At 56.9% G+C, this 12391-nt stretch carries 8 protein-coding genes; 4 read left to right on the forward strand and 4 right to left on the reverse strand.

The features are described 5' to 3' along the window. Window positions 1–53: 53 nt before the first annotated feature. Window positions 54–1682, reverse strand: a complete 1629-nt coding sequence (locus K227x_RS19845) for an exopolysaccharide biosynthesis polyprenyl glycosylphosphotransferase (protein WP_218933393.1) — start codon at window positions 1680–1682, stop codon at window positions 54–56. A gap of 529 nt (window positions 1683–2211) precedes the next feature. On the opposite strand from K227x_RS19845, the gene pepF reads away from it, so the two are divergent. The 4 genes from pepF (at window position 2212) to K227x_RS19865 (ending at window position 7589) form a co-directional block, all read left to right on the forward strand. Beyond that, the gene (gene pepF / locus K227x_RS19850) at window positions 2212–4020 is read left to right on the forward strand and encodes an oligoendopeptidase F (RefSeq protein WP_145172236.1); all 1809 of its coding nucleotides are present in this window, start codon (window positions 2212–2214) and stop codon (window positions 4018–4020) included. Window positions 4021–4032: 12 nt separating this feature from the next. Further along, entirely contained in the window at window positions 4033–4668 is a 636-nt protein-coding gene (locus tag K227x_RS19855) for a DNA-3-methyladenine glycosylase family protein (RefSeq protein WP_145172238.1), read from the forward strand. 111 nt (window positions 4669–4779) lie between these two features. Further along, a complete protein-coding gene (locus tag K227x_RS19860; protein WP_145172240.1) occupies window positions 4780–6147 on the forward strand; it encodes a GDSL-type esterase/lipase family protein in 1368 nt (455 codons plus the stop codon). Continuing rightward, window positions 6144–7589, forward strand: a complete 1446-nt coding sequence (locus K227x_RS19865) for a type III PLP-dependent enzyme domain-containing protein (RefSeq protein ID WP_145172242.1) — start codon at window positions 6144–6146, stop codon at window positions 7587–7589. Before K227x_RS19860 ends, K227x_RS19865 begins: the two co-directional genes overlap by 4 nt. 122 nt (window positions 7590–7711) lie before the next feature. Here K227x_RS19865 and K227x_RS19870 read toward each other — a convergent pair whose 3' ends face one another. From K227x_RS19870 to K227x_RS19880, 3 genes are all read right to left on the reverse strand, one after another. Beyond that, window positions 7712–9082 (reverse strand): sigma-54-dependent transcriptional regulator, encoded by a 1371-nt coding sequence (locus K227x_RS19870; protein WP_145172244.1) that lies wholly within the window; start codon window positions 9080–9082, stop codon window positions 7712–7714. Further along, a complete protein-coding gene (locus K227x_RS19875) occupies window positions 9079–10461 on the reverse strand; it encodes a sensor histidine kinase (protein WP_145172246.1) in 1383 nt (460 codons plus the stop codon). Before K227x_RS19875 ends, K227x_RS19870 begins: the two co-directional genes overlap by 4 nt. Before the next feature lie 147 nt (window positions 10462–10608). Continuing rightward, window positions 10609–12165: a Do family serine endopeptidase gene (locus K227x_RS19880; RefSeq protein WP_218933394.1), complete on the reverse strand. Its 1557-nt coding sequence runs from the start codon at window positions 12163–12165 to the stop codon at window positions 10609–10611. Window positions 12166–12391: the final 226 nt, after the last annotated feature.

Here is a 12391-nt window from a genome sequence, read left to right on the forward strand (position 1 = left end):
TCTTTTCGACCAGCTCTATCTTTTTGCACTGAATGTCGGCGGAAAGGCCGGACTCAGTAAGCGCCGCGACGGGTCAGGACGGTTAGTGGGGTTTTGACCAAGATCCAGGCATCCAGCCAAAGTGACCAGTTCGATGCGTAGTGGTGAACCAAGAAGACGCGAGTTTCGAACGTCGTCTCGTTGCGGCCCGAAACCTGCCACAGCCCTGTCAGCCCAGGCCACATATGCGTGTATTCGTAGTACCGGTTTTGATACCGTACGATCTCGTGCGGCAGCACCGGCCGCGGCCCCACCAAACTCATTTCGCCCACCAACACGTTCCATAGTTGCGGCAATTCATCCAAGCTCCATCGGCGCAGAAAGTGCCCCACACCGGGAATGATTCGCGGGTCGTTTTTCAATTTGGAATCTTGCGCCCATTCGGATCTGGCGATCGGATCGGACGCCAATTTTTGTTTCAGCACCTCGTCGGCGTTCACCACCATCGATCGGAACTTCCACATTTTGAAGCGACGACCATGCTGCCCCACGCGGCCGCTGCCATAGATCACCGGTCCGGGTGACTGCCATTTGATGGCGATCGCGACGGCGGCGATGAAGGGGGTCAGTGCCAGTAGACCCGGCACCACAATCATCAAATCCAAACCTCGCTTGCACAGCCTTGGCACAAACCGCAGGAATGGCATGTTCAATCGTTTGGTGAACGCACCCAACACGTCCGATGAATCTTGCGCTGCCGCCGAATGCCCCATCCATACCAGCGAAGGGAACTGAAATTTCATCCGATGTGCGGACTCTTCGACTTCACAGGATGCGATCGCTGCGACCGGCACGCTGCGTCGGCATGCAATGGCGAACGCGTCATCCAGCGTGCCCAAACAATTTACATCCTCGAGGTCCTGCTGACCGCGATGTCTAGCGACATAGCCCACCATCACAAACCCAGAGGATCGTCGATGAAGCATTCGTTCACAGATGCGGCCGCATTCGCCTTGTTTGCCCACCAACAGGGTTCGAATGCCCCACCATTTGGTTTTCGACAATACTTCGCGTGCTAGGTGACGGGCCAGTGGCAAGGACAACGAAATCGCGATCGCGGCAATCGCAAACACAGCAAATTCCGACCGCGGCAATTGCCCAAAGGTCAGGTTCATCCCTGACAAGAACAACAGCGCCATCACGGTCGAACGCACCAAGCCACGCAGTTCATAGACCGGGCTGACACCCGCACCCGGATACAACTGGTGCAGCGCGATCAGGGCCAATTGCAACGATAGCAGGACGGGTAACTGGATCCACATTCCCGAATTCACCGACATCCCCAATGCCGAACTGACGGCAAAGGACGCCGCGACAAAGGTGAATGCGGTCACCAGCGTATCGACGATCGCGAGCGGCAAACCGGTCAAAACCGACTGGACCGTGTAGGCACGCGACAGCCCAGCATGAATTTTTGATGCAGTGTGGTTGGCGACGACCGCGTCGGCTGCATCGACTTGCACCGACGGTTCGGCAAGCGCATTGGGACCGGTCGCATTGGGACCGGTCGATGAACCGGGCCCATACGTACCGGTTCTCGCCCCCTTTTCACGTCGGCGATATTTGCCGGCGGCCCGATCGAGTTCACCTGGACCATCGGCAGGAATGGTTTCCGGAAGATGCGGCGCCGGAACGGGTTGCACAACGACGGCACCTAGAGTCGGCAAAGATGTCGTGTCTAAATTTCCGGTCGGAATCGAAGTCGGTGAAAATACCAATGGAATGCTCAGGACTTTCGTATCGAGAGAGAATCAATCGAAACTCTCACCTGCTTTCCAAACGGACTGTTCGGCAAACGGCGACGCTGTTTCGGTGGCCGCCCCCCTGAATGATCTAGCCAAAATCAAGCGGTGTGCGTTGATCTTGCTGGATCCAAATGTCACAAACGGTTGACGAAGATAGCGGGACGTCGACGTTCAACCGTCCAACAATTTTTGGGTCGAAGCGTTCAAAAAACGAAAATAAATTGACCTCGTTCGCCCTTCCTTGCTAGCGGCGGCAGTGGTGATCGGCAGAGAAGGCACAGACGAAAATTTAAAAACAGATTGAAGGTCCGGGCCGCCCCGCTCTGGGACCTGCAACCCGCTTGTTCATCGCGACCCCGAAACTTTGCAATCTCGCTACAATGCCGCAGTACACCACCCCTTCTCTCACAAGGACGAACAAGACCGGATGAGTACCGCAGCCCCTGCAAAACTGCCCAACCGAAGTGAAGTTGCCCCCGAAGACTGCTGGGACCTGTCCAGCCTGTTTGCCGATGATGCGGCATGGGAGAGCGATTTTGCGGTCTTGGAGTCCAAAATTGCGAACTTTGAAACCTTTCGCGGTCGCTTAGGCGAATCCGCCAAAACGTTGGCCGAAGCGTTGAATTTCGACAACGAGTTCGACTTGATCGCCGAGCGTCTGGGGACCTACGCGTTTCTGAAGACGACCGAAGACCAGGGCGACAGCAAATACCAAGGCATGAAATCGCGGTTCCAGAACCTGGCCGTTCGCGCCGGTCAAGCCGCCAGCTACATGCGACCTGAACTGCTGTCGATCGATGCCGAAACCATGGCCGGCCTGATCGAAGACCCCGCGGTTGCACCTTTCCGGCTGCAACTGGAACGGCTGGTTCGATTTCGGCCGCACACGTTGACCGACAACGAAGAACGGTTGCTGGCGATGCAGGGCGAGATGGCTTCGGCGGCCGGCAACGCATTCCGTCAGCTGAATGATGCCGATTTGCGTTTTGGCGAAATCGAAGACCACAAAGGCCGCACGGTCGAACTTTCGCATGCCACCTTTGGCCAGCTGTTGATCAGCCCGCAGCGCAAAGTTCGACGGTCAGCGTTCCACCAGTATTACAAACAGTTCGCGGAACACGAAAACACGTTTTCTGCGACCCTGTGTGGCAGTGTCCAACGCGATGTCTATTATGCCAAGGCACGCAACTATTCCAGCAGTTTGGAAGCGGCGCTATTCCCCGACAACGTTCCCGTCAGCGTCTACGACAATCTGATCACGGCGGTTCGAGATTCGTTGCCAGCGGTTCACCATTACCTGGACGTTCGTCGTCGCAAGATGGAACTGAAAGAACTGCACCACTACGACACCTACGTCCCCATTCTTTCGGGCATCGAAAAACACCACACTTGGGACCAGGCGGTCGATGTCGTTCTGCAGTCGCTTGCGCCGCTGGGGACGGACTATGTCAACACTCTCGAATCCGGTCTACGCGGGCGTTGGTCCGATCGCTATCCCAACCGGGGCAAGCAGTCAGGGGCATTCAGTTGTGGTTCGTTCGCAGGTGATCCCTACATCCTGATGAACTTCAAACCCGAAGTTCTCAACGACGTGTTCACACTGACACACGAAGCTGGCCACTCGATGCATAGCTGGTATTCGTCACGCAACCAGCCGTTCCAGTATTACAACTACACGATCTTCGTTGCCGAAGTCGCCAGCACGTTCAACGAACAATTGTTGACCGATTACTTGATCAAGAACGCCGCTGATGACCAGGAACGCGCCTACCTGATCAACAACGAACTGGACTGCATCCGAGCCACCGTGGTTCGACAAACGATGTTCGCCGAATTCGAAAAGAAGACGCACGAGATGGCCGAAGCGGGCGAACCTTTGACGGTCGCCACCTTCCGTGCTGCCTATCGTGAACTCCTGGACGCCTACTTTGGTCCCGACTTTGTCATCGACAAAGAATTGGAACTGGAATGTTTCCGCATTCCTCACTTCTATCGCGCTTTCTATGTCTACAAGTACGCCACCGGCCTGAGCGCCGCGGTGGCCTTGTCGCGACGCGTGCTCGAAGGCGGACAAGCTGAACTGGATGATTACCTGTCGTTCCTAAAGGGTGGCTGCAGCAAAGATCCACTCGACTTGCTGCGCGATGCTGGCGTCGACATGACCAAGCCGGAACCGGTCGCCAAAACGCTGGAACACTTCCGCAACTTGACTCAGGAACTGGACCAACTGCTGTAGGCATTCCCGCCGATGCCTTCCGGACTGGACCGAGACGCGATCGCGACTGCCGCTAAAACACTAGCGGCATCCGATCTCGTTTTGGCGGATGTCTATCAACGATTGGGGCCGCCTCCGATATGGAGTCGCCCCGCCACTTTCGCAACCCTGATCCGGATCATCTTGGAACAGCAGGTTTCGTTGGCTTCGGCCAAAAGCACTTTCGACCGCACGCTTACCCTCTGTGGCGGACGTGTGACGGCCCCGACGATCATCGGCATCGGTCCAACCGGCCTTCGCGAGATCGGATTCAGTCGACAAAAGGCTCGCTACGCGCTCGCGCTGGCGGACGATGTTGCTGGCAAGCGGTTTCGTATCGGTTCGCTTCGACATCTTTCCGACGATGACGTCCGCTCGCAAATCACGGCCCGCTTGGGGCTTGGCAATTGGTCGGCAGACGTCTTTCTGATGATGGGGTTGGGTCGCCCCGACATTTTGCCCATCGGCGACTTAGCGTTGGTCAAAGGGATCGCGGAACTGGATGGATGCGTTTACGACAACCTGGATGAAATCATCCAGCGTGCCGAACCGTGGCGACCGTTTCGCAGTGTAGCCACACGGATGGTTTGGATGTCGTACCTGGACCGCCGAAAGTCTAGCCCCCAGTGATGTTTCGCTGCCCTATGCGGCGTCGGTGCAAACCGGTTGCCGAGCGTCTAGAATGGCCGCTCGTTGCCCCGCTTGGGCCCCACACTTCCATCCATCCGTTGGTACATTGCCATGCGTTTTGCACCGGTCTGTTTTGTGATTTTTAGTCTGCTGTACGGGACCGCTGCCACAGGCCAAACGGTCGCGTCCGAAAAACCGGTCCAGCAGCGACGCTTCGAAATTCCAGCGACAAACGATGAAATGCCCGGTACCGGCCCGGTCCGGCGATACGATTGGATGAAGAATCTATGGGATCAACGTCGATCCACGTTCGCCGATCGGGTCGAGCAAGACAAAGGTTCCATCGTCTTCTTCGGCGACTCGATCACCCAAGGATGGACGGATGATTTCCGGGGCCGATTTGATGCGTTGAACACACCGGTGGCCAATCGCGGCATCAGCGGCGATACCACCCGCGGAATGCTGTACCGGATCCAGGGGGATGTGCTAGATCTGGATCCCGCCGCTGTGGTGATGTTGATGGGCACCAACGATCTGGAAGAAAAGGCGGATGCGGACTCCGTCGCCGGAAACGTCGAGCGAATCATTGGCCGACTGAACCAGCACAACTCCGAAATGCCAATCGTTCTGTGTTTGGTGATGCCAAGCAGCGAAACGAAATCCCGCTCGGCAAAGGACATCCAAGCGATCAACGCAAAGCTGTTAGATACCGTCCGCGGCAATCCCCAAGTGACCGTCGTTGACACATGGACTCTGTTCGCCGGTGCCAATGGGGACGCTAAGAAAGAAGAGTTCCCCGACCTGCTGCATCCGAACGCGATCGGATACGAAAAATGGACCGCAGCCTTGATGCCTCTATTTGCGACCCTGGGTTTCGTCGACGCATCGACCGAAGCCTTTCAGGTCGAAGACGGATTCACCAACCTGTTCAATGGCAAGGATCTAACCGGTTGGGGCTTTCGAACCACCCCCGCCAAGGCTCGCAAGGGCCGATCCAATTGGATCGCTCGCGATCCTTCGGTGACCTGGCCATTGGTCGAAAAAGACATTGCGCTGGATGGCATGACCGCCAGCCCCGACAACCGGTTCCGAGCGATCGACGGACGATTGGTCGTGACGACTCCGCCCGAAGGACGCAAGATCCAGCAACTGTACACGACCCAAGATTTTGCGGGCGACTTTACATTGAAGCTGGAATTTCGCGCCGGGGCCAATGCCGATAGTGGCGTTTTCCTATGCGGACATCAACTTCAGGTTCGCGACTTCCCGCTGGCCGGTCCCTACAAGAAACTAAAAGACTTCCGCCCCTTCCAATGGAACGAATTGGTGGTCGTCGCACGCGATGGAAAAGCACGCTGCACCTGCAACGGCGAAGTGCTTGAAGATGAGTTTGATGTTCCGGCAAAGGGCCCCATTGGGCTGGAAGGTGACCGCGGACAGATCGAATATCGACGGATCCGGCTGCGAAACGATTCGTGAACCGCAGTCTTTTTAAAACCTGCCAAGGGGTTGCTCCGCTGCGACCTCGGTTGGCCGATTGGATGCAAGAATCGTTAGCACGTCCCGCTGTGCTTGTAGATCTGGTGCAGCGGCATGGATCCCCATTGCATCTGCATCAACCATCCCGAATGCGCGCCAACATCACGTCGTTGGCGGATGCGGCAAACAGCCGTGACGTTGATCTGCAAATCTATTTTGCCCACAAAGCCAACAAATGGTTGCCCTACGCTCAACAGGCTCGCCAGGCAGGCATTGGCATCGACGTTGCCAGTGCTGCAGAACTGCTAGCGGCGATCGAATCGGGATTCGCCGGATCGGACATTGCGGTCACCGCAGCCGTGAAGTCGACTGAACTGATCCGGCAAGCCATCGATGCTGGCGCGACCATCGTCGTCGACAACGCCGATCAGTGGCAACGGATCACTGAATCCCTGATCGAGGATCCCCAAGCGACAGCCACGCTGGTACCGCGACTGCGTGGGTTCGCGCTGGATCACGGTCGGCACCGATCTCGGTTCGGATTCGCGGCCGATTCGGTGGTCAGCCAAATCGATCAAATGATGGCCGCATCTTCCGAATGCACCGACCGGATCGTCATCAACGGATTGCACTTCCATTTCGACGGACACACCGCGATGGATCGCGTCGCGGCGATTCTGCAATCGATCGTCATTGCAAAGCAGCTTCGCCAGTCCGGTCACCGGATCGAATCGATTGATATCGGGGGCGGATTTCCCGTCCAGTACCTTCAGCGAGAGGAAGACTGGATCGAATTCCATCGCCGAATGGATCAGTCTCTGGGTTGTGTCGCCGCAGATGCCTGCACCGAACCGGTTCTGATGGATGGCCAGTCGTACGGCCGAACGCGAGTGAGTGATTCGAATTCAATGGTTCAGACCCAGCGAAACTACCCGACATGGCAACCCCAAGGTGCGGCGGAGTACCTAGGCCGGATCCTGGACACGCCTGGCCTGTGTGCGAGATTGCGACAGGCTGGACTGACACTTCGATGCCAGCCCGGACGCGCGCTGTTGGCTGACTGTGGAATGACGATCGCGCGAGTGGACAGTGTCGTTGATGACCACAGCTCTGACCCGGCCGGCCGTAACGAACGCAGGCGCAACGTGATCGTCAATCTGGAAATGAATCGCACCAACTGTTCGACAACGTCCGTGGATTTCGCAGTCGATCCCATCTTGTTGACCGTCGGACGGGGCGAGCGGTCCGAACGGTCACAGGGTGTGTTGGCGGGCTGCTACTGCGCCGAGGACGATTACATCACACCGCGGCGATTCTGCTTTACGCCCTCGCCCGTGCCGGGTGACTTATTCGTCTTCCCCAACACCGCCGCCTACCAAATGCATTTCCAAGAATCCGGTGCCCACCAAATGCCATTGCCCCGAAACATTGCATCGGATTGAAAAACGTGCTGGGAATGAACACCGTGCTGGCACCATGGATGCGATCGCATCGGCAACGCACAGGAAATATCTGTCGTAGTGGGATTCGCCAGAATTCCTGACACTGATCGATCGTACATTGCTTATTCGGCATCACGTTTTAATTTGCGATAGATCGTTTTGCGGTCCAGTCCCAAGATACGAGCCGCCTGTGATTGGTTTCCACCGGTCGCTTCGATGACGTGGTTGATGTATCGCTGTTCCAGTTCCTCCATCGACACCAATTCGGTGGGGTCCAGCCCACCGATCACGATCGTGCCGCCACGAAAGTTCTGGATTTTTTCTGGCAGGTCCTCGATCGTAATCTTGTCGTACCGAGTCAGGGCGACCGCACGTTCCATCACATTTCGCAATTCACGGACGTTGCCGGGCCACGAGTAGCCAAGCAGCTTTTCGGCGACGCCGTCGGCGAGCCCAGTCACCGGCTTGTTCTCGTTGGTGGCAAACTGCTTCAGAAAATGCTCGGCCAGACGCAGGATGTCGGTACCGCGTGACCTTAGCGGGGGCAGTTCCAAACCAATGACATTGATCCGATAATACAGGTCTTCGCGAAACCGCCCTTCGGCAACGGCCGTTTCCAGGTCGCGATTGGTGGCCGCCAGCACGCGAACATCAAACCGCGATTCCTTGTCGCTGCCGACCGGGCGAACCTTTCGTTCTTCCAGAGCGCGCAGCAGTTTGGCCTGCATCGAAATCGGCATCTCGCCCATCTCGTCCAACAGCAGCGTGCCACCGTCGGCTTCGACGAACAACCCACGTCGTTCGCCCCTGGCATCGGTGAACGCGCCTTTCACGTGACCAAACAGTTCGCTTTCAAGCAAAGTTTCCGTCAACGCCGCGCAGTTCACCGCCACGAACGGTTGGTTGGATCGGCGGCTGCCCGCATGAATCGACCTAGCAACCACCTCTTTGCCGGTCCCGCTTTCGCCGGTGATCAACACCGAAGCGTCCGAAGCAGCCACCTGGGACAATTGACCATACAAGGTGCGCATCGCAGGGCTCTGGCCTAGTACTTCGCCGAACGACGATGTCGATTCCTGGTTCAATTCCAACAACCGAACCTGTTGTGTCAGTTGGCGGTGCTGGATCGCGCGTCCCAGTGTGATCGACAACAAATCCATTTCGATCGGTTTGGTGATAAAGTCGTAGGCGCCTGCGCGCATGGCCGCGACGGCCGTTTCTAGAGTCCCGAACGCGGTCATCACGATCACCGGGATGTCGGGGCGTAACGCATTGATCTGAGCACAGAATTCCAGACCGGTCGTGCCCGGCATTCGAACATCGGTCAAGATCACGTCAAAGTTCTCTTGATGCAACGCTTCGATCGCATCGGCCGCCGACGTAAACCACCGGCTCGCGATCCCACGCAGCCGCAAATCGGTTTCAATCAGCTCGCACATGTTGCGTTCGTCATCGACGATAAGAACTTGTGGCTTCGAATCTTTCGAACTCATGACGCCTCCGAGACGTTGACGTGTGCTGGTAAGGTGACGCGGAACGTGGTCCCACGCTCGGGATGACTTTCAACGTGAATGTCGCCCCCATGTTCTCGCACGATTCCATAGGCGATGGAAAGCCCCAGACCGGTCCCCTGCCCAACGTCCTTGGTGGTGAAGAACGGTTCAAAAATATGCGGCAGCGATTCTTGGGCGATCCCTTCGCCAGTATCGGCAACCGTCAGTGTGATGGGGCCATCATCCGACGATTGATCCAGAACGACCGTCAGCGTCCCGCCATCGGGCATCGCCGCAATCGCATTGGTGATCAGGTTGGTCATCACTTGCTGCATCTGAGCGGCGTCGGCGCGAGTCGACACGGTGGGTTTGCAAGCTTGAAAATCAAGCTCGACGCCAGCATGTTCGGCCAACGATCGAGTCAGGTCGCAGGTGGTTTTTACCACTTGCACCAAATCCACGACTTCATGGGGGGAAGGTTTCTGGCGGGCAAAGTCCATCAATTGGCGGATGATCCCCGTCATCCGCTCGGCCTCGCTGTGAATCGTTTGGGCGCTGGAACGAATTTCTTCGTCCGACAGTTTTCCGCTGGCAATCAAACCTGCCCGCCCCGACACCACGTTCAGCGGCGTCCCCAGTTCGTGAGCCATGCCGGCCGCCAACGTCCCGATCGTCCCCAATCGGTCGGCGTGCCGAATCGTATCACGCTGTTGGCTAATCCGATGGCTCATCTGACTGATGGCAAGCGCCAAACGTCCCAATTCATCATGGCTGTTCAATACCGGCTGTTGGTCCAACTTGCCATCACCGATTTGATTGACTTGTCCGATCAGCTTCGCCAAAGGCTTTCCAACCAATTGCACACCCCCACAGTAAATCACGATCGCAGAAAACGCGGCCACACCGATCAGAGACAGGACCGAAGTCAACATCGACTGACGTACAAATTCGTCCGGCCCATTCATGGGTTCGGCAATTTCAACTGCCCCGGACGCATCCTCGCCAAGCGTGATCGGTACGTAGGAATAGGCTGTTCGAGTGCCGTCGGCATCCGTGATCGACACGCTGGACATCTGACGCGATGTGACTTTGGTCTTGGCGTCGGGCGATGCAACTTCCTGGCCATCGATCCATCGCACTTCAGGACCGTTGATCTTTTGAGTCGATATTTCCAGCGCCTGCCGAATCGTCACCCGACCACCCTCCTGATACGCCGTCTGGATTGCTGGTGCCAGGGCCTGGGCCAAGTCCAAGGCATGAGATTGTCGACGTTGTTCTTCCCAGTCGTGCTGGCGGCGAATCGTTTGCCAGGCGAACAGGGACACGATCGCCAGCACTCCGACCAGGAACACGAGAATCAATTTGGCGGCTAACTTCATGCGAACGAGTTCGATCGAGAAACGGAAAAGAGAAACGGCCAATATCCATTCTAAACGGACATCGGCCGCCCTACGTCCCCAGCGGCCAACCGGTTGCCCGATTGCCGCTGGAAATCAGTTGTCAGTCGCCTCGTTGGCGACATGGCTTTACTTCGCAACCACGACAAAACGCGATCCAGCGTCGCTGCGTACCAGCAACAGCACCGATCCATCGGTATCAGCCGCAAGCGCCTTTTCAAAATCCTCGGCTGTGGCCACGTTCTCTCGGTTGACCTGGGCAATCACCATGCCTGGTTCCAGCCCCGCTTCTGCGGCCGGGCTTTCATCCTGGACGCTGGTGATCACGACACCCACCTGATCTTCCATATCAAGTTGCTTGGCAACGTCTGCGGTCAGAGATCGGATTTCGACCCCCAATGACTTCATCTTCACGCCCTCGACGGGTTTCGACGAAGTTTTGGCCGCAAAGGTATCGGGAGCCGATTCACCAACGTAGGACAACTGGATCGATTTGCCATCTCGGATGACATCGACCGTCAGTTCGGTCCCCGATTTGGACCGTTCGACAGCAAGCTGTAATTGTTGCGGAGTGGTGACGCTTTGACCGCCAAAGCGGACAATCACGTCGCCAGTTTTGAACCCAGCTTTGGCCGCAGGTGTTTCAGGAAACACTTGGTTGATTGCCACACCGCTTTTCGGTGCCACCCCCAACTGGGATGCCAGTTCGTAGTTGACCGGTTGGATACTGACCCCCAAATACGATCGGTTGACGTGACCGGACGATACCAATTGACCGCTGACCCAACTTGCTAGATTCGAAGGGACAGCAAATCCGACACCGTTATTGCCACCGCCGCGTGATGAGATCGCAGTGTTGATACCGATGATCTCGCCCTTCAGGTTCACCAAAGGCCCGCCGCTGTTGCCTGGGTTGATCGCGGCATCGGTTTGGATAAAGTTTTCGCGGTCGGTGATCCCGATGCCACGATTCTTTGCACTGACGATGCCGGTGGTCACCGTGCCTTCGAGCCCGAATGGCTGCCCCAGCGCGACGACCCAATCGCCGACTTCCATCGAATCACTGTCGCCGATCTTGGCCGCCACCAAACTGGAATCGCCCTGAAAGCGAACCACGGCGATGTCGGTCTGAGGATCGGTAAGCACTTCGGTGGCTTCGAATTCACGGCCATCATGCGTTTTGATGATGACCTTGCCACCACCGGCGACCACGTGGTTGTTGGTCAACACGATGCCAGCGGAATCGATGATCACACCGGATCCGATCCCACCCTGCGAACGTGGACTCTGTTGCGGCACTCCGTTTGGAAACATCTGGTCCAACGGCATGCCTTCAAAAGGGGTGCCCTTGAACGGGTTGGCACCGGGGGCTTGGCCCCGTCTGGGCTTGTTTGCCGTGGCTTGCCAAGAATCATCCGGACGATTCTCGATTGCAACGACCGCTGGAAGCACATGGCTTGCCACATTTCGGAATGCATCGGAGAGTGCATTTGCTACATCCAGTGATTCCGGTGCAAGCACCTGAGGGCTACTGGAGTGCATCGTCTTGGCCGGTGCGTTGGTGGCCACCGTCGTCTTGACAGGCGTCGTAGTCGATGGTGTCGCTGCGGTCAGCAACCCGACGCTGCCGACGGTCAAAGGAGCGGCAACTAACGCGGCGAATAATTTGGATCTTGATCGTTTCATGTTTAACATCCTGAACATTGAATTGTTTGATAAGCAATGTGCCGTAACCTTCGGCGACGGACCGACTAAATGCACACTGCGTGCCATCACCCAAAACAACGCCAAAACACTGTGTTTCGCGAGGCGAATGCGATTGACAGGAAACAATCCACGTGGCAAGACGCCCTACCGAGGCAAGATGCCCCAACCGTATCAGCATTGAAGGGTGATGAGTTGATGGCTGGGG

This window comes from Rubripirellula lacrimiformis, assembly GCF_007741535.1.
Classification (GTDB): domain Bacteria; phylum Planctomycetota; class Planctomycetia; order Pirellulales; family Pirellulaceae; genus Rubripirellula; species Rubripirellula lacrimiformis.